The sequence below is a fragment of the Streptomyces sp. AB3(2024) genome, from assembly GCF_041862025.1.
Lineage (GTDB): Bacteria > Actinomycetota > Actinomycetes > Streptomycetales > Streptomycetaceae > Streptomyces.
Map to the genome: position 1 here is coordinate 1 of NZ_JBGWAB010000098.1, position 24780 is coordinate 24780.

A 24780-nucleotide genomic window follows, 5' to 3' on the forward strand; every position below is an offset into this window, starting at 1 on the left:
GGGTACGCCCCGGGCGGGACGGACTGGGCGGCGGGGACGGGGGTGGGCGGCCCGTAGTGGCCGGGAGCGGCCGGGGGGATGGTGGCGGGCCCGGCCGGGCGGGCGTCCGGGGTCCCTGCCGCGAGAGCGGTGCTCGCGTCCCTGAGCAGTGCTTCCAGCGCTGCCCCGTCGGGCCGCGCCGCCGGGTCCCGGACGAGGAGGCGTTCCAGTACGGGGCCCAGCGGGCCGGAGCGCACCGGCGCCGGGATCGGGTCCTCCAGTACGGCGACCACGGTGGCCAGGCTGGTGGACCGGCGCAGCGGGTGCGTCCCCTCGGCGGCCACGTAGAGCAGCATCCCGAGCGACCAGAGATCGGAGGCGGCCAGCCCCTCCTCGCCCCGGGCCCGCTCGGGCGCGATGTACTCGGGCGAGCCGATCAGCACCCCGGTGGAGGTGAGCGCGGTCGCCCCGTGCAGGGCGGCGATGCCGAAGTCGGTCAGCACCGCGCCGCCGTCGGGCCGCAGCAGGACGTTGGCCGGTTTCACGTCCCGGTGCAGGACGCCCTCGGCGTGCGCGGCCCGCAGCGCGGACAGCACGTCGAGACCGAGCCGCAGCACCTCCCCGAGCGGCATCGGTCCGGTGGCGAGCCGGTCGTGCAGGGAGCCGCCCCTGACGAGCTCCATCACGATCCACGGGTGGTCGTCCGTCCCGGCCGCGGGCTCCACGATGTGGTGGATGGTCACCACGTTCGGGTGCGCGAGGCGGGCGAGCGCGCGGGCTTCGCGGACGGCCCGCTCGCGGAGCTGGACGGCGAGTTCGGGCTGGGCGGCGGCGGTGGCCGGGTCCGGCGGGCGCACCTCCTTGAGGGCGACCTCGCGGTGCAGGGCGATGTCGCGGGCGCGCCACACCGTCCCCATGCCTCCGGCGCCCAGGGGGCCGATCAGTTCGAAGCGGCCGTCGACCAGCCGTCTGCCGGCGTCACTCGTGTCCATGGGGCGTCATGGTAGGCGCCGCCGGTGTCAGCAGCGGCGGCGGTCCACCGTCACGGTGCCCTGCGCGGTGCCCACCGTACGGTCGTAACAGCCGTCCCCTGCGGTGGACCCGTACAGCCGGTAGCGGGCGGTGGTGGTGCCGACGGCGTGCCGCTGCTCGCGCGGGACGTTCGCGGTGTACGAGGCGTCGCCGGTGTACCGGTCGTCGAGCCGGGTGCGGTCGACCTCGCGGCCGCCGCGCAGGGTGACCGTGTCGGCCCGGTCGCCGAGGGAGAGCACGGTGCGCAGCCGGTCCCCGGCTCCGAGGGTGGTCTCGCCGTCCATGGTGTACGCGCGCTGCGTACGGGTGGTGGTGGCACCCCGGGTGACGCTCTCCTCGTCGCTCCAGGAGGCGGTGAGGGCGTCACGGTCCTCCCCCTCGGTCCAGCGGTGGGCGGAGGTGGCGCGGACGGCCCGGGTGACGGTGGTGGTGACCCGGCCGTGGGAGGTGTCGAGGTGTCCGGTGACGGTGAGGCGGTGTCCGCCCTCGGTGTCCAGGCGGTGTTCGGCGCCGGGGCCGGGGGCGGGGGTCCAGTGCGTGCCGCCCTCCGGGGCGCCCTCCTCGTGGCGGGTCAGGGCGCCGGTGACGACCGGGCGGCCGTGGTCCTGCCACAGGAGCAGGTTGGCGGGGGTGCTCCAGCCGCTCCGGCCGGCCGGCACCCCGGCGACGGAGACCTCGATCCGGTGCGGGCGGCCGTCGTTGAGGAGGGCGGCGTAGGGGGTGAGGTCGTAGCGCAGGGGCTGGACGTCGAAGGCGCGGGGGCCGGGGGTGACGTACCAGAGGAAGGGGTTGGACCAGCCGCCGGTCCAGACGGTCGGGAAGGGGGCGGCCAGGCCGGCGAGCTGTCCGTCGACGGAGATCCGGACCTCGCGGTAGGGGCCGTCGGCGGCCTTGCAGGAGTAGGGGGCGGCGTCGGGGACGGTCAGGTACCAGTACTCCTCGCAGCCGCCTCCGGAGCCGGTGGCGTAGACCTCGGCGAGGAGCCGTTCGGTGTTGCGCGGGGTGGTGACGGCGGGCGTGGTGAGCGGGAGGACCAGGTCGGGGGTGTCGGCGGGCGGGGTGCGGCCCTCCGCGGCGTAGAAGGTCAGGGTGACCTTGACGTCGATGACGCCGGTGTAGGTGTCGTTGACGACGTTGCCGATCAGCATCTCGACGGGCTGCGGGCGGCTGAGGGTGTCGCGGTACGCGGTGACGTCCTTCTCCACGGACCATTCGATCCCGTCGGGCGACGGTTCGGGGGTGGAGGTGCGCAGGATCTCCACACCGCCGAGGGTGAGGTTGCCCAGGCGGTCGTACTGGCGGCCCTTGACCTTGCCGTCGAGGCGCAGCACGACCTTGGCCCAGGCGGAGCGGCCGCAGGCGGGGCGTAGCTCCCCCGGTAGGGGGTGAAGTCCCGGAACTGCGCTTCGGCGAGGGTCACCTCGCAGGAGCGGGTCGGGGGCCGTTCCACGGGCGGTGCGGCGGTGAGCGGGTCGTGCCAGTCGGTGCCGAACTCGGCGGGCGGGGTGGTGCCCGCCGCCGCGGCGGGTCCGGCCAGGACCCCGGCGGCGAGGGTCAGCGCGCCGAGCAGGCCCATGATCCTGATCCTGTGTCGTCTCATGGGCCCGCAGTGAAACCGGTCGCGGACCGCCGCCGCCAGGTCCCGGTGGGCGCGGGTGGCGGAAAACGTACGGCGCCGGTGCCCGGCGTCCGCGCCCCGGGTCAGTGCCCGGCGGGCAGCACGACGATGCCGTCGTCGTCGACGTGGACCGTGTCCCCGGCCCGGAAGGTGACGCCGCCGATGGTGACCGGTTCGTCGACGGTGCCCGCACCCGTCTTGCCGCTCTTGCGCGGGCAGGTGCCCAGCGCCTGCACACCGAGGTCGAGCCCGCCGAGGGCGACGCTGTCGCGGACGGCGCCGTGGATGATCAGCCCGGCCCACCCGGATGCCGCCGCCGCCCCCGCGAGGAGGTCGCCGACCAGGGCGGTGCGCAGCGAGCCGCCGCCGTCCACGACGAGGACGGCGCCGTCGCCGGGGGTGTTGACCAGTTGACGCAGCAGGGCGTTGTCCTCGTGGCACCGCAGGGTGCGCACGGGGCCGGCGAAGAGCCGGCGGCCGCCGATCCGGCGGAAGGGGGTGGCACAGATGCCGAGGTCCTCGCCGTACTCGTCGTAGAGGTCGGCGGTGGGGACGGGGGTGACCGGGACGGGGCTCATGGTGCGGGGCTCCTCGCAGCTGTCGTACGTCGCGCCGTGCGGGCCCAGCGTAGGCAATGCGGTGCGCCGGCTCAGCCGCGGGAGTTGCCGAAGAGGATGCGGTAGCAGATGAGCAGCACGAGGGAGCCGGCGATGGCGGATCCCCAGGTGGTGAGGTCGAAGAACTCGGTCGGGATCGGCCGGTCCAGGAACTTCACGGAGAGCCAGCCGCCGACGAAGGATCCCGCGACGCCGATGAGGGTGGTGCCGATGAGGCCGCCGGGGTCGCGGCCGGGCAGCAGGATCTTGGCGATGCCTCCGGCCAGCAGGCCGAGGATGATCCAGCCGATGATGCCCATGGTCGTTCACTCCGCTCGTTGGTGTGGGTCTCTCCTGGGGAGGACGCCACCTGGGGCGGAACGGTTCTCAGGCCCGGCGGGCGCGCACCAGCGCGGTGGCCAGGGCGGCGGTCGTCACGGCGCCGACGACCGCGATGCCGCCCCGGGAGCGGTAGGCGAACAGGGAGAGGCTGGAGCGGGCGGAGAAGGCGGAGCCCACGCTCAGCCAGGAGGCCGCCGAGCCCAGCGAGAGCGTGGAGCCGAGGGAGCCGACGGACAGCACGCTGCCGACGGAGCCGATGGAGAGCACCGAGCCCACCGAGCCGATGGAGAGGACGGAGTTCCTGGACCACAGGGAGAGGTACGACCGGTCAGCCATGCGGATCATGCTGTCACATGGCCGGCCGGAGGGGACGGCCTTCGGCGGACGCGGCCGGCGCGCCGGGCGGGGTGCGGGTCAGCAGCAGGACCCCGCGCGTGGCGGCGAGGGCTCCGGCGACGGCGAGCAGGACGCCGACGGCGCCGCCCTGGATGCGTTCGCCGAGCAGGACCATCCCGATGGCGGCGGCGGCCAGTGGATTGGCCAGGTTGACCACGGCGAGGGGGGCTCCGAGACCGCCCCGGTAGGCCCGCTGTGAGAGCAGCATCCCGCCGACGGCGAACACCACCACGAGCAGGGCCACCGTCACCACCCGGACGCTGAGCAGGGCGCCGCCCCGGCCGCCCGCCACGGCGACGGTCTGGGTCAGGGCGGAGGCGGCGGCGGAGGCCAGTCCGGAGGCGGTGGCGTGGCGCAGGCCGGAACGGGGGTCCTTGCGCGCGGTGAGCAGGACGATCACGGCGGCGGTGGCGCCGGAGACGCCGAGGGCCTCGGCGAGGGAGAGGGTGTCGTCGGGCGCCGGGCCGGAGGCGGGGAGCAGCAGCAGACCGAGCCCGACGACGGTGGCCAGGGTGCCCCGCCATTCGGTGGCGGCGACCCGCCGTCCGGCGCCGCGCGCGCCCAGCGGCACCGCCGCCACCAGGGTGAGCGCTCCGAGCGGCTGGACCAGGGTGAGGGGGCCGTAGCGCAGGGCGGCGGCGTGCAGCAGCGCCGCGGCGGCGTTCAGCCCGGCAGACCACCACCAGGCGCCGTTGCCGAACAGGGCGGTGGCGGTACGGGCGACGGCGCGGCGGGCGAGCCGCTCCTGCGCGACGGCGGCGGCCGCGTAGGTCACGGCGGAGGCGAGGCAGAGCGCCACGGCGAGGGCGGTGGCGCTCACTGCCTCCCCCCGGCGGACGCGACGGCGGTGGGTACGGGCGCGGTCGCGCCGGACGCGGAGACCAGAACGGCGGCGGAGACCGGGACGGGCGCGGAGACCGCGGCGGGGGCCGGGACCGGCGCGGAGACGGACGCGGAAGCCGGGGCCGGCGCCGTGACGGACGCCGGGGCTCCGCCGCGCGCCTCAGCCCTCCCCCGCCCGGCGGCCGGGCGGGGGATCAGCAGGAGGGTCGCCCCGAGCAGCACGGTCGCCACGATCGCGTCGAGCCAGTAGTGGTTGGCCGTGCCGACCACCACGAGCAGGGTGACCATCGGGTGCAGCAGCCACAGCGCGCGCCACCGCGACCGGGTCGCCGCGATCATGCCGATGGCCAGCATCAGTGCCCACCCGAAGTGCAGCGAGGGCATCGCGGCGAACTGGTTGGCCATCGTGTCGGCGGCCGCCTCGGCCCGGTAGACGGTGGGCCCGTAGACCTGCCCGGTGTCCACCAGGTGCGCGGCGCCGAGCATCCTCGGGGGCGCGAGCGGGAACGACAGGTGCAGGACGAGGGCGGCGCCGGTGAGGACGGCGAGCACCCGGCGCGTCCACAGGTAGTGGCGCGGGCGCCGCAGGTACAGCCAGACCAGGAACAGCACGGTCGCCGGGAAGTGCACGACGGCGTAGTAGGTGTTGGCGGTGTGTACGAGGGCGTCCGAGTGCATCAGCAGCCGCTGCACGGCGCCCTCGCCGGGCAGGTGCAGGGCGCGCTCGGCGTCCCACACGCGGTCCGCGTTGCGCAGGGCCTCGTCGGTGCGGCCCGTCGAGAGCATCCGGCCCGCCTTGTAGACGGCGAAGAGGCTCGCGACGAGCAACAGCTCGCGTATGAGCCGTCGGCACGCGTCCCTCTTCCCGGCGGCCGGCCGGCCGGGCGTGGTGTGGGAGGTCATCCCCCGGTCTCACTTCTTTCGGGTGTGGACACGGGTCCCCGGCGGTCTCCCGTCGGTCCGTACCCGCTTCCTATCGACACGCCAGTGTATCGATACATTCGCGTATCGATACGCGGGTGTACCGATACGCCTCCGTAGCCGTACACTCGGAACACCGGAACCGGCCGCCCAGGAGACCGCGAGGAGAACGCACCCCCATGACGTCGACGCCGCAGGTCACCGCACGCCGCTCCAAGATCACCCCGGAGCGCGAGCAGGAGTTCTACGACGCCGTCCTGGAGCAGCTGCGCGAGCACGGGTACGAGGCCCTGACGATGGAGGGCATCGCGGCCCGCGCCTGCTGTGGCAAGTCCACGCTCTACCGGCAGTGGAAGACCAAACCGCGGCTGGTGGCCGCCGCCCTGCGGGCGAGCCGCGCGAGCCGCGGGGACCGGACGCTGGCCGGCGTCGACACCGGCACCCTGGCCGGCGACCTGCGCGAGGCCGCCCGGATCGCCGCATGCACCTCGGGCCGCGACACCCGCCTCACCCAGGCGCTCGGGCACGCGGTGCTCAGCGACGAGGAGCTCCAGGGCGCGCTGCGCGAGGCCCTGGTGGAGCCGGAGCTGACGGCGTTCGACGCGATCGTGGCGCGGGCGGTGGCGCGGGGCGAGATCGCCGCCGACCACCCGGCCGTTGAGTTCCTGCCGGCGCAGCTGATGGGTGTGCTGCGGATCCGGCCGGTGCTGGAGGGGCGGTACGCGGACGCCGACTACCTGGTCAGGTTCGTCGACGCGGCCCTGCTGCCCTCGCTCGGCATCACCCCCTGACCCCCGTACCGGTGGGCCGCCGTCCACGATGACCGGACGGCGACCTGCCCGCGCTGCCTCGTGGGGACGGCGGCAGCGCGCCACCCGGACGGGGCGGCGGTCACTCCCGAGCAGAGTGGCCGCCGCCCCGTCCGCAAGGCTCCCGGGGCGCTCCGCGCGCGGGATCAGCCCCGCGCGGTGCCCATGACGCGGGCGAACTCCCCCGGGTCCGCGTCGAACCCCCGGGGGCGCGCGTCCAGCGCCCAGCCGCCCGCGCCGTCCCGGACGAACTCCGCGACGGTGGCCGCCGTGGCGTGCGCCACCTCCTCGAAGTCGCCGGTCGCGAGGTCGGTGTAACCCTCGCGTATCCGCAGCCCCTTGCCGGCCACCCCGCCGAAGGTCTTGCGGCCGGGCTCCGCGGTGGGACCGGCGTCCTGGATCACCACGCCGACCACCACCCGGCCCAGCTCCGGCGCCAGCCGGTCCAGTTCGAGGGTCATCACCTCGTCGAAGCCGAAGCCCTGCCCGGTACGGCTGTCCCTCGTCAGGGTGATGGTGCCGTCGGGGGCGCGGCTGCCGAAGTGCACGAGGTAGACCGGCTCCCCGTGCGGGTCGGAGGCCGCGTACACCGCCGCGACGATGTCCAGGTCGTTGGCGGGGGTACCGGCCGGGCTGGGGTCCCAGCGCAGCGCTATCTCCACCTTGGCCAGACTCTTGCGTACTGCGCTCATCGAACTCCCCCTCCGCCCGGCCGCTTTGGCCCGTGCCGCCCCGCCATGCTGTCACGCGCCGGTGATCACGGGGTGCGGGACCGTACGTTCCCGGCCAGTCCGGACGGTCACCGGGTGAGGTCGACGCGTACGGTCTCCACCCAGTGCGGCGGCTGCGGGGCGTCCGCCCCGATCAGCGCGGCGATCAGTCGGCAGGACTGCGGCTCGTGCGGCCACGGGGTGTATCCGTCGGTCAGGACGACCACGACGTTCGGCCGGTCCGGCAGGGACAGCGCGGCCCGGATGCCCACGCGCATGTCGGTGCCCCCGCCGCCGGCCAGTTCCACCTGGCAGCCGCGGGTCACGCGGCTCACGGTCTGCACGTCGGCGTCGCAGGCCAGGACGGCGACCCGGTTGCCCCCGACCCCCACTTCCCGGAGCACGCCGGTGACCTCCCCCAGCGCCGCCGCGAGCTCCTCCTCGCCCATCGAACCGGAGGTGTCGATGACGATCGCGACCCTGGGCAGCGGGCGGCGCAGGCTCGGGAGCACGACCCGGCCGCCGAGCGCGGGCGTACGGCGCGAGGGACGCCGGTAGGTGTAGTCGACGGCGCCGCCCGCCCAGGCCGCGGCCTCCCGCACCGCCCCGGACAGGGCGCGGCGCCAGTCCACGGTGGGCTCCAGCACCTCGCGGGCCCAGCGGTCCCAGCCGCCGGGGAGGGTGCCGCGGGTGCGCTGGTGGGCCCGCATGGCCTGCGCGGTGGCGCGGCGCAGGGCCTCCGCCTCCGCCGGGCCGATCCCGCTCGGGTCCCGTCCTTCTCCCCCGCCCGGCCGGGCCTCCCACGGGCGCGGGATCCCGTGCGCCCCGGAGCCGCAGTCCACGCCGTGCGGCGGGGTCGTGGGAACCCCCGGCAGGTACTCCTCGAACAGACCGCCCGTGGCGAGGCCGAAGAGGCGGGGTTCCATCCGCCCGGCGGGCAGGGCGAGTCCGTCGGCGAGGAGGTCGTCGTTGATCTCGCAGTCCTGGGCGATGTTGATCCGGACCGGATCGCGCTGGTCGGCCGCCGGGAGCCGGTCGGCGCGGCCGTGGTGGTCGCGCAGCAGGTGGGCCACCTCGTGGATCCACACGCCCGCCAGCTCCGCCACGGGGGTCCGCTCGACGAAGGCGGGCGAGACGTAGCAGCGCCAATGCCGGTCGACACCCATCGTGGCCACCCCGGACGGGCCCGGGGAGGGGACGACGGTGAGGGCGTAGAGGGCGGAGGCGAGGTAGGGCCGGGCCTCGGCGGCGGAGTACCGGGCGGCGAGCAGCTTCGCCCGGTCCAGGACGGGACCCGGGTCCGGGGACGGGTCCCGGGTCCCGTCCGGGTTCCCGTCCGGGTCCGGGGACGGGTCCGGGGACGGGTCCGGGGACGAGTAGGGGTACGGGTACGGGTACGACGCTTCGCCCGGCACGGCCCGGCGGCCCGTCAGCGGGCGCCGGGCAGGGACCCGGCGAGCTGGAGCAGCTCCACGAAGGCGTCGATCCCGGCCGGTACGGGCCAGGCCGGCTCCCGCATCGCGGCCAGGTCGGCGGCGGCCCGCGCGGCCACGTCGGGCACTCCCGCGTCGACGGCCTTGGCGAGGACCACCCAGCCGGCCTCCCAGCGGGCGCGCGTCGGGTCGCTCTGCACGGCCGCCACCACGGCGATCAGGAAGGCCAGCTGACGGTCGCCGCGCTCGGGGAGCGCGAAGGCCTCCGGGTCGGCGAGGACCCGCTCCGGGTCGGGCAGGTCGAGGTGCTCCAGGTAGGAGAGCAGTTCCAGGCCCGCACCGTCGCCGACGGCCCCCGTGAGCACGGCGGACAGCGCCTCGCCGCCGGACCCGGCCGCGTACCCGGTGGCGAGCAGGCGCAGCGCCATCTCCCAGGTGCGCGGCGAGGGCCAGGCACGGCCGCGGCCCTCGGCGTCGTTCGGCAGGTGGTGGACGAGGCCCGGACGGGCGGTGAGGAACCCGGAGATCACGCCCCGGGCACGGGCGGCGGCGCCCGCGGCCCGTGCGGGGTCCACGGTGGGGACGGCCGACTCGGGCCAGGTGCCGGCCATGCCGCGGGCCACCGTGCGCGGGTCGTGCGTCCAGTCGAGGTGGACGAACCGGTTGGCGAGCGGCGGGCTCAGGTGCCAGCCGTCGGCCGCGCTGGACGGCGGGTTGGCCGCCGCGACGATCCGTACGGAGGGGGGCAGCACCAGGCTGCCGACCCGGCGTTCGAGGACGACCCGCAGCAGGGCGGCCTGGACCGCCGGCGGGGCGGAGGACAACTCGTCGAAGAACAGCAGTCCGTGTCCGGTACGGGCCAGGCGCACCGCCCAGTCCGGCGGGGCCATCGGGACGCCGGTCGTGGCCGGGTCGTCGCCGACGATCGGCAGCCCGGCGAAGTCGGAGGGCTCGTGGACGCTGGCGATGACGGTTTCCAGCCCCACCCCGAGGGCGTCGGCGAGCCGCTCCATGCCGGCGGACTTGCCGATGCCGGGCTCACCCCACAGCAGAACGGGCTGATTGGCCGTCACCGCCAGTGCGAGGGCTTCGAGTTGGGGAAGGACGGCGGGCTCGGTGCGGGTGGCGCCGAGCCGGGCGTTCAGGGCGTCGGCGGCGGCCAGCGAGCCGGCCGGGTGGTGCTGCGACTGCGCGGTGCTCACCGGTCCCCGACCCCTTCCCCTGCTCCGTCGCTTCCTTCGGCCACCTCGGCCTCCTCGGCCCCGTCGGCCGGACCGGTCGCCTCGATCCCCTCGAACGGATCGTCCTCGTCGGCGTCCTGCTCGTCCCGCCACTCCATGTACTCGTCGAAGTAGTCGGCGCCGATGTCCGGGTACCGCTCGTCCACCACCTCCCGCACGAAGGTCAGGTCGTCGCGCCGGAAGCGGCGCACCAGCTGGCTCAGGGACATCTCGGCCTCGTCGGTCACGTCGAGGCGCGCCCCGGCGTCGATCAGCGCCCGGACGAGGTCGGCGGTGCCGCCGTCCCGGACGGCGGCCAGGAGCGGGGTACGGCCGGGGCCGTCCTCGGTCTCCAGGCCGAGTCCGGCCGCGAGCAGCCGGGGCAGGAGTTCCTCGTGCTCCAGGTGGGGCAGCATGTGAAGCAGGGTGCGGCCCTTGGCGTCCCGGACGTGGGGGTCGACACCCGCGTCGAGGAGGTGGAGCACGCCGGGGGCGTCCCCGTGTACGGCGCGCAGGAAGAGGTCCCGGCGCTCCTCCCGCAGGGCGCGCGGGAGCCGTCCTTCGCCCGAGGTCCAGGACTCGCGCACGGCGAAGCAGCCGGAGATGGTCCCGCCGAAGGCCCGCAGGGCGTTCTCGCGCTGCTGCTCCTGCGCGGTGTGCGGCATGTCGAGTACGCCGCCCCGTGAGCGGACCTCGTGCCAGACGCCTGTACACCGCACCCGCACGGGCCGCGGCGCGGCGGGGCCGGACGGCCCCTCGGCCGGGTCGGACCCGGGGAACAGGGCGGCGGCGACCAGGGGGTGCAGGGCCCGCGGCGCGATCCGGCCGGTCCGCAGCAGCTGGAGGTCGGGCAGCGGGCGCCAGGCGTACTCGGGCAGCCGGGGCACTCCGCGCAGGTCGTCGGGCTCGGCGAGGCGCAGGCGCAGCGGCGCACCGGCGTCCGCGTCCCGTGCCGACGCGTCCCCGGCGCCGGGCAGTTCCAGGATTACGCGGCAACGCCAGTCGGGAACGTAGCGGAAGCGGTTTCCGGCTCCGGCCGCGGCCAGCAGCCGGACCTCGGACAGCAGCCGGGCCGGGTCGGGGCCGGAGGCCGCCAGCGAGGCCAGGGCCCGTTCGGGCGAGGTGAACGACCGTGCCTGCTCCGGCACGCCGAGGTCCAGCTCGGTGCCGGACACCGCGAAGGCCTCGACGAACTCGCCGCGGGCCGACAGGACCGCGGCCCATTCGGCGCGGGCTGCCGTGTCGGCGGGTCCCGGGTCGGCGGTGGGCAGTTCGCCGTCGCCCAGCGGGGTGCCGTCGGGGCGGAAGAAGGGGAGGCGGTCGGCCGGGCCGTAGCGGGAGCGGAGTTCGGCCGTGCACCGCGCGTCCCAGAAGGGGCGGGCGGCCGTCCACTCCTCGTCGGTCCAGTCGATGCGCCCGCTGCCCGTGTGCTCCGGGGACAGTGACCCGCACTCCAGCCGCAGCCGCTGCGGGCCGTCCACCATCCCGAAGGTGGTGACGTACAGCACGGCCACCCCGCGTCCGCGGCGGGGCCCGCCGTCCGGGGCGTAGGAGGCCAGCAGGACCCGGCGGCTCGGGGCGAGCGTGGTGCGGCCGCCCCCGACCCGGGGCAGGTGCCAGCGCAGCAGGTCGGGGGCGAAGTGGCGCAGGTCCTCGGCGACCGCGTCGGCGACGGCGGTGCCGTACCGGGAGGCCAGGGCCGCCGGGTCGAAGCCGATCTCGACGGACGCGGCGGCGCACGCGGCCCGCCAGTCCCCCGCCAGGCGGTGCCGGGTGGCCTGCTCGATCATCCAGCCGGGTACGGCGTAGCGGCGGACCCGCAGCCAGGACCCCGCGTACTCGCTCGTCAGGGCCCCGGGCGTCCGGAGGTCGGGGCTCACCGGTACACGCTGCCGATGGCGCGCAGGTCCGGGTGGGCCGCGCGGGCGGGCCGCAGCCGTTCGGTGAAGGAGCGCTTGACGCGGCGGGGCAGGCCGGGGCCCAGGCCGACGTGTTCCAGCGGGCTGTCGTCGGGCAGTGCGGCGAGGAGCTGCTTGGCGCCGCGGCCGGTGATGCCGGTGTGGCGCAGTTCCAGGCGGCGCAGCGGGCTCCCGGGGAGGGCGGCGGCCAGGGCGTACGCGCCTTCGTCCCCGGGGTCGTTGCCGGTCGAGCCGAGGCTGCGCTCGGACATGGTGCGGCCGAGGTCGAGCGCCTCGATCCCGTCCAGCGCGTCGGCGAGGGCGCGTGCTCCGGCGACGCCGATGCCATTGCCGCCGAGACCGAGGCGGACCGGGCGGCCGGGGCCGGCGTCCGCCGCGGCGGCGGCCAGGACGGCGGCGCCCTCGTCCCCGAGGTGGTTGGCCGGTACGTAGAGCTCGCTCACCCCGGCGTCGCGGATGAGGGCGGCGAGCAGCGGGGCGTGCTCGGCGGTGAGGCCGTTGCCGCCGAGGAAGATCCGCTCCAGCGGCGCCCCCCGGGTGAGCAGGGCGTCCAGGAGCAGGCGTACGCCGTCGGCGCCGATCCCGGTGTTGACCAGGTCGAGGGTGCGCAGCGCGGTGTTGCGGCGCAGGAGGGCGGCGAGGGTGCGGGCGCCGTCGGCGTGGAGGGGGTTGCGCTTGAGCCAGAGCGCGCGGACGGTGGTGTCCTCGGCGAGGGCTCCGGCGAGGCCGAGCACCCCGTCCGGGCCGATCCGGTTGCAGCCGAGGTAGAGGGTGTGCACCCCGTGTCCGGTGCCCGCACCGGTGAGGGCCTCGGCCAGGGTGCGGGCGCCGGTGTCGCCGAGGGCGTTGGTGCCGAGCAGCAGGTGCGCGGCGTGCGGGGAGGCGATGGCGGCGGGCAGCAGCCGGGAGCCTCCGGCGGGGCCGAGGCCCTGCTTGCAGAGGTCGAGGCGGCCGTCGGCGCGCAGGGTGCCGAGCGGGAAGGTCTCGTCGGCCTCGACGGGCCGGGCGTCCGCGAGGCGGGCGAGCAGCGGGTCCAGGGCCGCCGGATCGGCGAGCGGCATGTCGGGGTGCTCGATCGCGGGGCACCGTACGGGCGTCGGCTGTGTCATCACCACTCCACCGGTTTCCTCGCCGGCGCCCGGCGACCCACCACTTCATTGACTGCGTGCACGACGCCGTGCCGGCACGGAGGCATGCCGGTACGGCGGTCGGAAGGAGACGCAAGACCGGTCGGATTCGAACCGACGTCCTCCAGCTCGATGCTTGGGCGCGACGACCTCTGCGCTACGGCCTTGCTTAGGTGATCATACCGACGCGGCGGCCGAAAATCGATCACCAGTTTGAAGAGATCGGTCCGGCCGGGGCGGTGACGGACCCGCCCGCCCCGGCGGCCGGCCCTCCGCTACCAGTCCCCGTCCTGCACCGGCTCGCCCGGACGCGGGGCGTTGCCGAGCGGGATCACCTGGCCGGGGACCGGGGGGACCCACGGGCTGTGGTCGTCGCCGAGCCAGTCGCCGACCGGCTTGACGGCGCCCAGCGGCCCGGCGGCCGGGAGGTCGGCGCCGGTCTCGTCGTAGTAGTCGTACCAGGGCAGACCGGCCCGGGTGTAGGCGGCCCGGTCCACGGGGGACGGCGGCGCGTCCTCGCCGGTGATGCGGCGCCACTCCGGCGGGGTCACCAGGTGGACGAAGACCCGCGCGGCCGGACTGTCGGCCCAGGCGGCCGGTTTGCGGTCGTCGCGGTAGACCTCCTGGCGCATGGTCCCGCCGACGCCGAGCCCCATCGCCGGGGCCGACGCCCGGGGGGCGGGGGCGGCCGCCATCGGCGCCTGCGGCGGGGCGCCGTAGCCGGCGGACGCGGAGCCGGGGGCGGCCGGGCGGGCCCGCAGGGCGCGCTCCCGTTCGGCCTCGCGCCACTTCTTCAGCTCCCGGGGGCTCAGCGCGAACGCCTGGAGCTGCACCCCGCCCGTGGTCTCCTCACCCGTGACCTGCCCCTCGATCGTGGCACCGAGGCCGAGCGGCACGGCGACGAACTGGCGCACCGTCCCGTCGCCCGAGTTGATCCCGTCGAGCCAGGGCTGGCGCGGCAGCACCACGTAGTTCTGCGGCTTGCGCGACAGCCTGCCCGTCCACCGCTCGCCGGAGACGGCGCACACCTTGCCGACGCCGACCTGGAGGGCGGTGGGCTCCCGCGAGCCGCCGAAGCTGAGCCACATCGCCTCGCGCAGGTACACCGGCAGCATCACGCCGCCCTTGGCCCGCCACTGCGGCGGGACGGTGTCCGGGTAGTCCTCGACCCGCCGCAGCGGGAACTCCCCCAGGCCGGGCGGGAGCTCGTGCGTTCCCGATTCCGGGAGGCGCAATGTCCGGATGAATCGGATACGTACGCCTTCGCCCAACAGGAGCGTGTTCCCCTCGACCCGTGTCCCGCCCGTCACTTCGTCCGCCACTCGTCCGGCCCCCATCTCCTGTGACGACCCGGAACCGACGGAGAATCTTCGGCAGAACCGGATCGTTATCCTCAAGTTTTCCTCAGATCTAGTGACGCTGCGCCCGTCACCTTCCTAGCTTCCTCATACACGCGCCATACGCCCCCGCGGTTGCGCGTGCCCCCGTTCCCGCGATTTTCCCCCCGTGGTCCCGCGTTCCCGAAGAAAGAGTGCAGCATGAAGGTTCCCAAGGCCGGCGCGGTCGCCGTAGTGATCGCCCTCGCCGCCACCGCCTCCGGCTGTGGTGGTGACGCCCCGAAGGAGCCCATCTCCATCGGCATCAAGTTCGACCAGCCGGGCATCGGGATGCGCGAGGCGGACGGCACCTTCACCGGTTTCGACGTCGACGTCGCCACGTACATCGCCAAGGAGCTCGGCTACAAGCCGAACGAGATCGAGTTCAAGCAGGTGTACAGCTCCGACCGGGAGCTGCTGCTCCAGTACAACGAGGTCCAGTTCGTCGCCGCGAGCTACTCGATCAACGCGAAGCGGCAGGAGAAGGTCGACTTCGCCGGTCCGTACTTCGTCGCGCACCAGGACCTGCTGGTCCGCGCCGACGACGGCTCGATCACCAAGGGCGAGGACCTCAACACCAAGAGGCTGTGCTCGGTGACGGGCTCGACCTCCGCCGAGAACGTCAAGAACAACCTCGCGCCCAAGGCGAGCGTGCTGGAGCTCGGCGGCTACTCGGAGTGCATCGTCGCGCTCCAGGACGGCCTCGTCGACGCCATGACCACGGACAACTCCATCCTCGCCGGGTACTCGGCCAGGAAGGGCAACGAGGGCAAGTTCAAGCTGGTCGGCCTGCGTCTGAGCAACGAGAACTACGGCATCGGCGTCAAGAAGGGCAACAACGACCTCCAGCGCAAGATCAACACGGCGCTCACCAAGATGGTCTCGGACGGCTCTTGGGAAGCGGCCGTGAAGAAGAACTTCGGACCGGCGAACTACAAGTACGAGCCGGCGCCCCAGGTCACTACCGGCAGCTGACGCTCCCCGACGCCGCGGACGGCGGGGCTCAGCGGTCGCGCCCCAGCTCCCGGAACCCCTCCGTGAAGCGCGCGAACAGCCGGGCGAACTCGGCCCGCTCCCCGTCCGACCAGTCCGCCGTCACCCGCTCCACCACCGCCCGCCGCAGCGCGTGCGCCTCGTCCAGCGCCGCGCGCCCGGCGGGCGTGACGGCCAGGGGCGCCCGCCGTCCGTCCGTCTGGTCGGCGCCCCGCCGCACCCAGCCCGCCGCCACCGCCGCCGTCACCAGACGGCTGGCCCGGGGCTGATCGACGCGCAGGGCGTCGGCCACCCCCCGTACGCCCACCGGCTCCCCCGCCTCCTCGGCCGCCTCCACCACGTCCAGGACGTCGAACGCCGGACCGCCGCCCTGGTCCGCACCGGCTCCGGCGAGGCGGGCGAGGGTACGCCGGGTGACACTGCGCCGCATCGAGACCATGGCCCGCTCGATCCGCACCACGTCGGTCCGCACCACGTCGGTCTGCACGACCTCGTCCCGCGCGACCTCGCCCCGCGCGCCATCTGTCGGCGCGCCATCGGTCGGCGCGCCATCGGTCCGCGGGACGGCCGCGCGCACGTCCGCGCCCCCGCCAGCCTTGCCCATGCCCGCCTCCAGATGCATACTCATCAACAATTACTTGTCACTTTACATATTTATGGAGGGGGCGGGCGGCCATGACCACCCCGTCGCGGCTCAAGCCGATCGGCTACTACCTCAAGCACCTCGACGACCTGATCAACCGGGAGTTCGACGGGGCGCTCGCGGCGAGCGACCTCACCCGGCGCCACTGGCAGGTCCTGCACACACTCGCCGGCGACGGCCCGCAGGACCCCGCCGGCCTCACCGCGCGCCTGCTCCCCTTCTGGGGCCAGGACGCGATCACCCTCGACGAGGTCGCCTCCGGCCTGACCGCCCGCGGCTGGATCGCCCTCGACCCGGGCGCCGGGACGTACGCGCTCACCGCCTCGGGAGACCGGGGTCACGCGGACGCCGAACGGCTCGTCATGGCGGCCCGGGACCGCACGGCCGCCGGCGTCACCGACGAGGAGTACCTCGGCGCCGTCACTGTCCTCGCCCGCATGTGCGCCAACCTCGAAGGGGCCGGCTGACCGCTACGCCAGCGGCGCCTTGGCCCGCAGGACCGTGAGGAACTCCCTCATCCACGCGGAGTGGTCGGGCCACGCGCGGGCGGAGACGAGGGTTCCGTCGACCACGGCCTCGGAGTCCTCGAAACCGGCCCCCGCCGCCTTCATGTCCGGCTCCAGTGCCGGATAGGCGGTGACCCGGCGGCCGTCCAGGACCCCGCTCGCGGCGGTGATCAGCGGTCCGTGGCAGATCTGCGCGATCGGCTTGTCGGCCCCCGCGAAGGCGGCCAGGATCCGCCGTACGTCGGGGTCGTTGCGCAGGTACTCCGGCGCCCGCCCGCCCGGGACGACCACGGCGGCGTACTCCCCGGGGACGACGTCGGCGAAGGCGATGTCGGCCGGCCAGGTGTAGCCGGGCTTCTCCGTGTAGGTGTCGAAGCCCTCCTCGAAGTCGTGCACGACGAAGCGCAGCTTCTTGACCGAGGGGGCCGCGATGTGCACCTCGTACCCCTCCTCGCGCAGGCGCTGGTAGGGGTAGAGGACCTCCAGCGACTCCGCCGCGTCGCCGGTCACGATGAGGATCTTCGCTGTCATGGGCTGCTCCCGGTAGGACTGTTCACGGTCGCCTCGGCCCTTCCGAGGCCACGGCTACCGTGCCCGAGCCGGCCGGACGGCAAACCCCAAGGTCCGCACCCCCGACACATGGCCTTTACCTGTTGGGCACATGACAATGTGACTCTCGCTCTGCCACCTGACACCCCGCCGACTGCCACGGTGGGGACGGTGCGTGTGGAGAGGTGTCCCCCACGTCATGAGAATCTCCCGTACGACCCCTTGGGCGGCCGCCGCGGCGGCCGCCGCGCTGTTGCTCGTACCGGCCACCGCCTCGGCGGGCCAGCGGACGGCGGCACCCCACACCGCCTCGGCCGCCCCGGCCACCACGGTCGACGCGTACTACGCCGCCGCCGAGGGCAAGACCGGCGCCGCGCTGAAGACGGCCCTGCACAACATCATCAAGAACCAGTCCAAGGTCACCTACGACGGCGTGTGGAACGCGCTGAAGGTGACCGACCAGGACCCGGCGAACCCCAACAACGTGATCCTCGTCTACTCCGGCCGTTCCCAGTCCAAGTCGAGCAACGGCGGCGGCGTCAACGACTGGAACCGCGAGCACGTCTGGGCCAAGAGCCACGGCGACTTCGGCACCGCGACCGGCCCGGGCACCGATCTGCACCACCTGCGCCCCGAGGACGTCACCGTCAACAGCACGCGCGGCAACAAGGACTTCGACATGGGCGGCAGCCCGGTGGCGGAGGCCCCCGGAAGCTACACCGACGCCGACTCCTTCGAGCCGCGGGACGCGGTCAAGGGCGACGTCGCGCGGATGCTGCTGTACATGGCGGTGCGCTACGACGGCGGTGACGGCTTCGCCGACCTGGAGGTCAACGACAAGGTCAACAACGGCACCGCGCCCGCGATAGGCCGGATCAGCGTGCTGAAGCAGTGGAGCCAGCAGGACCCGCCGGACGCCTTCGAGCAGCGCCGCAACCAGGTCATCTACGACACCTACCAGCACAACCGCAACCCGTTCATCGACCACCCGGAGTGGGTCAACTCCATCTGGTAGGCAGCCGTCCAGCCGGTCCGGGCCCGTCGGATCGCGGGCCCGGACCGGGCGTCAGACGCGGTCGGCGGCGATCAGGACGTACTGGAACGAGCCGTCCTCGTAGGACTTGATGAACGCCTCCTCGATGCCCGTCACCAGGGAGGACGTGGCGCGCAGCCGCCAGTACGGCAGCGTGTCCGGGGTGAGGTCGATGACGGTCTGCGGGACCAGCCGGTTGTCGGCCATGGCACGCAGGTACTCGCGCCGCGAGTGGATGTTGCACTCGAAGTGGGCGTTGATCTGCGAGACCCACTTCGACGGCTGGCCGTACTTCGGGTTCCAGCAGCCGGTGATGGTCACGTAGCGGCCGCCGACCTTGAGGATCCGGGAGTGTTCGGACATCAGGTCGTGCAGGTCGACGTACATGCTGGACTCGTTGTTCCAGGAGGCGGACGCCGAGCCGCTCTCCAGGGGGGTGTCGAGCATGTTGCAGACGCGGGCGCGGACGTGGTCCGAAATGCCGAGCTCACGCGCGCGCTGGTTGGCGAAGTCGGCCTGCTTGGCCGACAGGGTGACGCCCTCCACCTTGCACCCGAAGCGCTGGTGGGCCATCACCATCGAACCGCCTCGGCCGCAGCCGGCGTCGACCAGCGTGCCGTCGTGCCCGAGGGCTCCCAGGCCGTCGAGCAGTACGTCGGTCTGGGCCGACTCCAGCCGGTGCAGCTCGGCGACCAGCTTCTTCTCGTACGCGCTGTCGGCGGGGTCCCCGAGGGCCTCCGTGGCGACGGGGCCCACGCCGTAGTGGTGGTGGTAGAGGCCGTCGACATCGCCGAGACGCAGGTTCACCGGCCGGGCCTCTTCGTTCCAGTACCGGGCGATGTCGCCCTGGTAGGGCGTCGCCGGGGCCGGGATGAAGGCGGTGGCGCCAAGGGTGGGGGTGATCTCAGTGGTCACAGATAAGTCCATTCCTCTTACCAGAAGTCGGGCAAGCTGTAGCGGTAGGTGTTGGTCATGTGCCAGTAGTGGTTGCCGTCGACCCAGACGGCCACGCCCCGCAGGAAGCGCAGCAGGCGCGGGTCGGGCCAGGAGGCGGCCAGCGCGGCGGCCTCGCTCTCGAACTCGTGCATGAGCTCGTTGTGGACCTCGACCGCCTTCAGGTAGCCCTCCTTGTCGGAGAGACCTTCCTGCTCGGCGATCACCACGGGCAGGTTCAGGTGTTTTCCGGGGCTCTTGAGCTCCTTGGTGTAGGAGTAGAGGTCGTTCGAGATGGTGGTGGCGTTGCCGGCCAGCGCGATGACCCGCTGAAGGGCGGGCAGGGCGTGCAGGTCCGGCGGGAGCTCGTAGCCGCCGACCGTGTCGGTGATGGTGGGGCAGGGGCGGAAGTTGTTGAACTGCCGCATCGACAGGTACTCCCACACCTGCGGCGTGTAGTCCGTCTGCGCCCACGCCGCCTCGGCGAGGTACCCCATGTGGAGCCGGGCCATGTCGTGCCGGAACCGGTCCGCCTGGGACGGGGTGGCGGCCTCGGAGAAGTACGCCATGGCCGAACGGTAGGAACGGCGGGCGGCGTCCGAGAGCAGCGACTCGGCCCACACCGGCTGGTACTCCGCCGTCGTGTGGAGGGGGTCCAGGGCGGTGTGGGCGAGCAGAAGCCTTCCGCCCAGGCCGACCGGCGAGCCTCCGTGGTCCTCGCAGTAGACGTCGTCGACGACGTTCTCGGCGACCATCAGCCGGGTGGCGATCATCAGGTGGTCGACGGTCGGGGCGTCCGGGTGGCAGGCGACCATGTAGCGGCCCACGGAGAAGCCGTCGAACTGGTCCTCCCACTCCGGGGGGTAGGCCTCGACCTCGTCCACCGCCCACCGCTTGATCCGCCGGCTGACCTCCGCCACCCGGACGGGGTCGGGCTCCGGCACGGGGTGGTGGTAGAGGCCGGGGATCGGACGGCCCTCCGCCGGAGCGGCCGCCGCGGCGGGCGGGACGGGCGGGACGGGCGGCCGTGCGCGCCGGGCGGGGTGCAGCCCTGACGTCCCCATGCCGCTCGGGCCGCGGACGATGCGGTCCAGGGCGGGGTTGGGGCCCGGGACCGTCCCGGCCTCCCGCGCCGCCTCGGCGGCGAGGTCGCCGCCCGCGCCCTCCACGGCCGGCGCGGCCGCGTCCGCCCCCGGGACGGAGGTCCCGGCGGCGGGCCCGAAGGGCAGTGCCGGGCCGGCAGGCAGGGGCGGCCGGAGAGCGGTGCCGGGAAGGGCCGACCGCAGGGGGAACGTCCCGGAGTCGGGCATCCATGGCTCCTAAGTGAGATGAGTGTGCGGTTCCGGATCTCGGGCACGCGCAGGGGCACGGGGCGGTTCCGCGCCCGCGGGCACCGCTCGGCACGACACCGCTCGGCACGACACCGCTCGGCACGACACCGCTCGGGCAGGCTGCAGTGGCGCGGGGCGGGCCTGCACGGGGCTGCCCGGGAAGGCCCGGGGCCGCAGCCGCAGCCGTGCGGGCGGGGCGGGTGGGCCCCGGTCACCGGGCCCGGCGCTCCGGACCGGACGGGCTCCTGAGGAACGTGCGCGCCGGACACCCCCGAGGGGGCGTCCGGCGCGGCGGGCCGGGGCCGGACGGCCCGGGTCCGGCCCGGCCCGCCGGGTCACGCCCTAGTCGCGGCTGCGCGCGATCTGCACGTTCTCCAGCACGCCGAGCGCGTCGGGGACGAGGATGGCGGCGGAGTAGTACGTGGTGACCAGGTAGGAGATGATCGCCTGCTCGTCGATCCCCATGAACCGCACCGACAGGCCCGGTTCGTACTCCTCCGGCAGACCGGTCTGGCGCAGACCGACGACGCCCTGGTTGTCCTCGCCGGTGCGCATGGCGAGGATCGAGCTGGTGTTGTCCTTGCTGATCGGGATCTTGTTGCACGGCAGGATCGGGACACCGCGCCAGGCCGGTACCTGCTGACCGCCGAGGTCGACGTGGTCCGGGTAGAGCCCGCGGGCGTTGAGCTCGCGCCCGATGGCCGCGATGGTCCGCGGGTGGGCGAAGAACAGCTTGGTGCCGCGCCGGCGGCAGAGCAGTTCGTCGAGGTCGTCCGGGGTGGGCGGGCCGGAGTGGGTCTGGATCCGCTGCTTGAAGGAGGCGTTGTGCAGCAGACCGAACTCGCGGTTGTTGATCAGCTCGTGCTCCTGGCGCTCGCGGAGCGCCTCGATGGTGAGCCTGAGCTGTTCCTCGGTCTGGTTGTGCGGGCCGTTGTAGAGGTCGACGACGCGGGTGTGGACCCGCAGGACCGTTTGCGCGATGGAGAGTTCGTACTCGCGCGGGTTGAGCTCGTAGTCGACGAAGGTGCCGGGCAGCTCGGGCTCGCCGGTGTGGCCGGCGGACATGGCGATCTCGGCCTCGCCGTGCTTGTTCTGCCGCTGCCGGGGCAGGCTGCTGAACTGCTGTACGTGCGCCTGGAGTTGCGGCGCGTTGGAAAGTACGGAGGCGAAGTCGGCGCGGGAGAGGCTGAGCAGGGTGCCCGCGGTCTCGGCGGTGGCGCTGTAGTCCCATTCGGCGTCGGCGTCCAGCAGGGCGTTCTCGCCGAACCGGTCGCCGTCGGCGAGGACGGCGATGGCGACCTCGTCGCCGTACTTGCCGACCGAGGTCTGGGCGATCCTGCCGTGGGCGATCAGGTGGATCCGGTCGGCCGGGGTACCGCGCTGGACCAGGACCTCACCGGGCCCGAAGTCACGCTGGACGCAGCGGGCGGCGAGCGCGTTCAGCACCTCGACGTCGTCGAAGCCCCGCAGCAGGGCGAGTTCGCCGAGTTCCCGGGGGATCACCCGGACGGTGGCGCCGTCCTGGACGAACTCGATGCGGCCGTCGCCCACGGTGTAGCTGAGGCGGCGGTTCACCCGGTAGGTGCCGCCCTTGGTCTCGACCCAGGGGAGCGTCCGCAGCAGCCAGCGGGAGGTGATCTCCTGCATCTGCGGGGCGGACTTGGTGGTGGTGGCAAGGTTGCGGGCGGCCGCCGTACCCAGGCTGGACTGCCGGGGCGGAGCGGGCTGCGCCTCCGTGCTGGCGTCAACGGTCATCGGGCGAGCTCTCCTTCGCGGGGGCGGTGACCGTCGTCGCACACGGGCGGGGTGGTCAACCGGTGAAAAGAGGAAGAAAGACGAACAGGAGCAAAAGGGACGGACATCCGGGGAGTCCGCCCGAATCCGTGGAAACAGTAACGGCGGCGGAACCGGTGATCGTTGTGGGGCCGATGGCATTAGCTCGATCCGGCGATCTCCGTCTCAGGAGCGTTTGCCCTGACGGCCGACCACATTCAAGCCCGATCGAACACGAGCCCGATGCGCCGCGCCGGGAGCCCGCGCGCGCCTTCCCCCACTCGCACCGCAGAGGTCTACGGACGCCACATCGCCTCCGGCTCCGGCCCCGCAGGCCCGCACGCTGCCACGACGGGAGACCCCGGCGTCACCCGCGCCGGGGCCGGACCCCGGCACCGGGCCGTCCCCGCCCTCCCCCGCTCCGGGAACGACCGCCGGCCCGGCCTGCGGTTCCGTGCCGATCCGGCCAGTCCCCCCGCGGATCAACGGCCTTCACACGGCCGGAGGGTGACGGGGCCGTACGGCGGCGGATCAGCCGACACGGTCGGCGAGGGCCCGGAAGTCTGCCCAGGAGGCCTGCGGCGTGCGGGCGTCCCAGAGCTTCTGGGACACGGCGGCCAGGGGGAGCCGGATGCCCGCGGCCACCTGCTCCTGGGTCTGCGCACCGGCCAGGTCGGCCCAGACGGCGAGCCGGCCGCCGAGGATCTGCGCGTCGTAACGGGCCGGGACGGCGGTGGTGCCGCGCAGCACCCGCGGGGTCCACTCCTCGTAGATCCGCCGGCCGGTCGGGTACGTGAACTGGTTGGGCTGGCCCAGCACGTAGTAGAGGTACTCGTCGTTGAGGTTGACGACCTTGCGGCCCGCGCTCAGGTACTCCAGCGGCGGCCGGGCGCCGATCTCCTTGCCGGTCCAGTACTCGACCTGGAGGTCCGGGGCCGCGGTGGCGACGCCGCCCCGGAAGAATCCGTCGTTCCAGGCCTTGAGGGTCTTGCCCGACGGGCGGACCACGGCCGCCCGGTCGTTGAGCCAGCCCGTCGCCAGGTCCTGGACCCGCGCGGAGGGCCCGTAGCGGGCGCGGGCGGCGGCCGCGAGCTTCGGGAAGGAGGCCTGCGGGTCGCGGACGACCAGTGCCTGGTACTCGTCGGCGCCCAGGTGCCAGGCCCCGGCGGGGAACAACGGCAGGTACTCGCGCAGCAGTTCGTCCACGAGGCGGGCGGATGCGGGGTTCGCTATGTCCACCGCGCCCTTGACGGCCCGGCCGTTCACGTCGCGCAGCTGGAGTTCGGGGTGTGCGCGCAGTACCGCGCCGAGGTGTCCGGGCGAGTCGATCTCGGGGACGACCGCGATGTGCAGGCGTGCGGCGAGGGCGTTGATCCCGCGTACGTCGGCCTTGGTGAGGTGTGGGGTGGAGACGATCTCCGGGTGGGTGTCGGACTGGATCCGGAAGGCCTGGTCGTCGGAGAAGTGCAGGCCCAGCTGGTTGAGCTTGAGGTCGGCCATCTCGCGCAGCCGGTTCTCTATCCAGGCGGGGGTGAAGTTCTTGCGGGCGATGTCCAGGTTGAGGCCGCGCTGGGGTTTGGCGGGGGCGTCCTCGACCGTGCCCTCGGGGGCCGTGCCGGCTCCGCGTATCTCCTGCTTGAGGGTGCGGGTCCCGTAGAAGACGCCCGCCTCGTCGGGGCCGGTGATCCGGACCCGGCCGCCCCCGACGGTGAGGGTGTACGACTCGGGCGGGCCGGAGCCCTTCGGGGCGAGGGCGAGCTGGACGTCGCCGGGGCCCGGCTCGTTCGACTGCGCGTAGCCGAGCTTCAGCTCGCCGGCGAGCAGTTTCGCCTCGTCGGACAGGGCCGCGCTGTCCGCGGGGGCCACGACGACCCGTGCCGCCGGGGCGGGCTTCCAGCCGGGGCCGCGGGCGGGCCGGTGTTCCCGTACGGCCGGGACGGTGCGCGGGGCCGTGGAGAGCGGGTAGGCGGACGGCGGGGGTGAGGGCGGTTCGGCGGGGCTCGCCGCCGGGGAGGGTGCGGATCCGGTGGCGCCGGCGCTCTTGGGGCCGGCCCCGGACGGCTGGGCTCCGGCGGAACAGGCGGGCACCGCGAGGGTGACCAGCGCGGCGGCCGCCGCCGTCGCCAGGGCCCGGCCCCGCCGGAGCCGCCTCGTCCGTTGCCGCATGTCACACCCGTCCTGCCGCCGTGTCCCCCGTACCAACCTGGCACGGGGGGCACGGGGGCGCGACCCGAGGGCCGGGGCTCAGCCCAGGGCCTCGATGGCCTCGGCGGCGAAGCCGTGGTCCTGTTCGGGGGCCCCGCCGCCGACGCCGATGGCCCCGACGAGGCGGTCGTCGCGGTGGACGGGCAGCCCGCCGGCGATGAAGAGCAGCGGCCGGTCGAGGGCGGTGGGCAGGGTGTGGAAGGGGCCGCCGGGCTGGACGGCGTCGACGAGGTCGGCCGTGGGGGCGTTCAGCTGGAGGGCGGTGAACGCCTTGCGGGTGCTGGTCTCGCCGGAGATCAGGACGGCCCGGTCGTCGCGGCGGAAGGCCAGCGGGTGGCCGCCCGCGTCCAGGACGGTGACGCTGACCGTGACCCCGGCGGCTTCGGCGGCGGCCGTGGCCGTGGCGACGAGCAGTTCGGCGTCCCCGGTGGTCAGCGGGGCGACCGCGGTACGGGGGGCGGTGGCGGTACGGGACATGGTGGTGCTCCTGGAA

General features: G+C 74.2%; 23 protein-coding genes, 1 tRNA gene and 1 pseudogene. 4 read left to right on the forward strand and 21 right to left on the reverse strand.

The window, feature by feature from the left end; all coding sequences use genetic code 11:
- The 7 genes and pseudogenes from ACEPPI_RS29255 to ACEPPI_RS29285 form a co-directional block, all read right to left on the reverse strand.
- A partial coding sequence (locus ACEPPI_RS29255) for a serine/threonine-protein kinase (RefSeq protein WP_373918277.1) occupies window positions 1–971 on the reverse strand: 971 nt, incomplete at its 3' end.
- A gap of 27 nt (window positions 972–998) precedes the next feature.
- Window positions 999–2611, reverse strand: a pseudogene (locus ACEPPI_RS29260) (peptide-N4-asparagine amidase).
- A 101-nt stretch (window positions 2612–2712) separates the two neighbouring features.
- Entirely contained in the window at window positions 2713–3207 is a 495-nt protein-coding gene (gene rraA / locus ACEPPI_RS29265) for a ribonuclease E activity regulator RraA (protein ID WP_373918278.1), read from the reverse strand.
- Between the two features lie 71 nt (window positions 3208–3278).
- Entirely contained in the window at window positions 3279–3545 is a 267-nt protein-coding gene (locus tag ACEPPI_RS29270; protein WP_356217186.1) for a GlsB/YeaQ/YmgE family stress response membrane protein, read from the reverse strand.
- Between the two features lie 67 nt (window positions 3546–3612).
- Entirely contained in the window at window positions 3613–3903 is a 291-nt protein-coding gene (locus ACEPPI_RS29275) for a hypothetical protein (RefSeq protein WP_373918279.1), read from the reverse strand.
- 13 nt (window positions 3904–3916) lie between these two features.
- Complete coding sequence (locus ACEPPI_RS29280) at window positions 3917–4783, reverse strand: hypothetical protein (RefSeq protein ID WP_373918280.1); 867 nt, start codon at window positions 4781–4783, stop codon at window positions 3917–3919.
- Complete coding sequence (locus ACEPPI_RS29285; protein ID WP_373918281.1) at window positions 4780–5709, reverse strand: phosphatase PAP2 family protein; 930 nt, start codon at window positions 5707–5709, stop codon at window positions 4780–4782. The genes ACEPPI_RS29280 and ACEPPI_RS29285 overlap by 4 nt, the downstream gene beginning before the upstream one ends.
- Before the next feature lie 197 nt (window positions 5710–5906).
- Here ACEPPI_RS29285 and ACEPPI_RS29290 point away from each other — a divergent pair, with 197 nt between their 5' ends.
- The gene (locus tag ACEPPI_RS29290; protein ID WP_266847249.1) at window positions 5907–6518 is read left to right on the forward strand and encodes a TetR/AcrR family transcriptional regulator; all 612 of its coding nucleotides are present in this window, start codon (window positions 5907–5909) and stop codon (window positions 6516–6518) included.
- Window positions 6519–6682: 164 nt separating this feature from the next.
- Here the strand turns inward: ACEPPI_RS29290 and ACEPPI_RS29295 are convergent, their stop codons facing one another.
- From ACEPPI_RS29295 to ACEPPI_RS29325, 7 genes are all read right to left on the reverse strand, one after another.
- The gene (locus tag ACEPPI_RS29295; protein WP_373918282.1) at window positions 6683–7228 is read right to left on the reverse strand and encodes a TerD family protein; all 546 of its coding nucleotides are present in this window, start codon (window positions 7226–7228) and stop codon (window positions 6683–6685) included.
- 107 nt (window positions 7229–7335) lie between these two features.
- On the reverse strand, window positions 7336–8532 hold the full coding sequence (locus ACEPPI_RS29300; RefSeq protein ID WP_373918305.1) for a VWA-like domain-containing protein: 1197 nt from the start codon (window positions 8530–8532) through the stop codon (window positions 7336–7338).
- A gap of 143 nt (window positions 8533–8675) precedes the next feature.
- Window positions 8676–9881: an AAA family ATPase gene (locus tag ACEPPI_RS29305; protein WP_373918283.1), complete on the reverse strand. Its 1206-nt coding sequence runs from the start codon at window positions 9879–9881 to the stop codon at window positions 8676–8678.
- Window positions 9878–11779, reverse strand: a complete 1902-nt coding sequence (locus ACEPPI_RS29310) for an ankyrin repeat domain-containing protein (protein WP_373918284.1) — start codon at window positions 11777–11779, stop codon at window positions 9878–9880. The genes ACEPPI_RS29305 and ACEPPI_RS29310 overlap by 4 nt, the downstream gene beginning before the upstream one ends.
- Window positions 11776–12927: a gala protein gene (locus ACEPPI_RS29315; RefSeq protein WP_373918285.1), complete on the reverse strand. Its 1152-nt coding sequence runs from the start codon at window positions 12925–12927 to the stop codon at window positions 11776–11778. Before ACEPPI_RS29315 ends, ACEPPI_RS29310 begins: the two co-directional genes overlap by 4 nt.
- Before the next feature lie 112 nt (window positions 12928–13039).
- A tRNA-Arg gene (locus ACEPPI_RS29320) sits at window positions 13040–13112 on the reverse strand.
- Between the two features lie 108 nt (window positions 13113–13220).
- Window positions 13221–14282, reverse strand: coding sequence for a hypothetical protein (locus ACEPPI_RS29325; protein WP_373918286.1), 1062 nt, complete (start codon window positions 14280–14282; stop codon window positions 13221–13223).
- 201 nt (window positions 14283–14483) lie between these two features.
- On the opposite strand from ACEPPI_RS29325, the gene ACEPPI_RS29330 reads away from it, so the two are divergent.
- Complete coding sequence (locus ACEPPI_RS29330) at window positions 14484–15296, forward strand: glutamate ABC transporter substrate-binding protein (protein ID WP_373918287.1); 813 nt, start codon at window positions 14484–14486, stop codon at window positions 15294–15296.
- 28 nt (window positions 15297–15324) lie between these two features.
- Here the strand turns inward: ACEPPI_RS29330 and ACEPPI_RS29335 are convergent, their stop codons facing one another.
- Window positions 15325–15942 (reverse strand): MarR family winged helix-turn-helix transcriptional regulator, encoded by a 618-nt coding sequence (locus ACEPPI_RS29335; protein WP_373918288.1) that lies wholly within the window; start codon window positions 15940–15942, stop codon window positions 15325–15327.
- 47 nt (window positions 15943–15989) lie between these two features.
- On the opposite strand from ACEPPI_RS29335, the gene ACEPPI_RS29340 reads away from it, so the two are divergent.
- Window positions 15990–16424, forward strand: coding sequence for a MarR family winged helix-turn-helix transcriptional regulator (locus ACEPPI_RS29340; RefSeq protein ID WP_373918289.1), 435 nt, complete (start codon window positions 15990–15992; stop codon window positions 16422–16424).
- 3 nt (window positions 16425–16427) lie between these two features.
- Here the strand turns inward: ACEPPI_RS29340 and ACEPPI_RS29345 are convergent, their stop codons facing one another.
- Entirely contained in the window at window positions 16428–16994 is a 567-nt protein-coding gene (locus ACEPPI_RS29345) for a DJ-1/PfpI family protein (RefSeq protein WP_373918290.1), read from the reverse strand.
- A gap of 217 nt (window positions 16995–17211) precedes the next feature.
- Here ACEPPI_RS29345 and ACEPPI_RS29350 point away from each other — a divergent pair, with 217 nt between their 5' ends.
- Window positions 17212–18027 (forward strand): endonuclease I family protein, encoded by an 816-nt coding sequence (locus ACEPPI_RS29350; RefSeq protein WP_373918291.1) that lies wholly within the window; start codon window positions 17212–17214, stop codon window positions 18025–18027.
- Window positions 18028–18078: 51 nt separating this feature from the next.
- Here ACEPPI_RS29350 and ACEPPI_RS29355 read toward each other — a convergent pair whose 3' ends face one another.
- The 5 genes from ACEPPI_RS29355 to ACEPPI_RS29375 all read right to left on the reverse strand — a co-directional run bounded on the left by ACEPPI_RS29355 (window position 18079) and on the right by ACEPPI_RS29375 (window position 24764).
- Window positions 18079–18960, reverse strand: coding sequence for a geranyl diphosphate 2-C-methyltransferase (locus ACEPPI_RS29355; RefSeq protein WP_373918292.1), 882 nt, complete (start codon window positions 18958–18960; stop codon window positions 18079–18081).
- A gap of 17 nt (window positions 18961–18977) precedes the next feature.
- Window positions 18978–20288 carry a family 2 encapsulin nanocompartment cargo protein terpene cyclase gene (locus ACEPPI_RS29360; RefSeq protein ID WP_373918293.1) on the reverse strand — a complete coding sequence of 437 codons (1311 nt, stop codon included), beginning with the start codon at window positions 20286–20288 and terminating at the stop codon, window positions 18978–18980.
- Window positions 20289–20651: 363 nt separating this feature from the next.
- Window positions 20652–22064: a family 2B encapsulin nanocompartment shell protein gene (locus ACEPPI_RS29365; protein WP_373918294.1), complete on the reverse strand. Its 1413-nt coding sequence runs from the start codon at window positions 22062–22064 to the stop codon at window positions 20652–20654.
- Window positions 22065–22613: 549 nt separating this feature from the next.
- A complete protein-coding gene (locus tag ACEPPI_RS29370; protein ID WP_373918295.1) occupies window positions 22614–24248 on the reverse strand; it encodes a glycoside hydrolase family 20 protein in 1635 nt (544 codons plus the stop codon).
- Between the two features lie 78 nt (window positions 24249–24326).
- A complete protein-coding gene (locus tag ACEPPI_RS29375; protein ID WP_373918296.1) occupies window positions 24327–24764 on the reverse strand; it encodes a heme-binding protein in 438 nt (145 codons plus the stop codon).
- Between the last annotated feature and the right edge of the window lie 16 nt (window positions 24765–24780).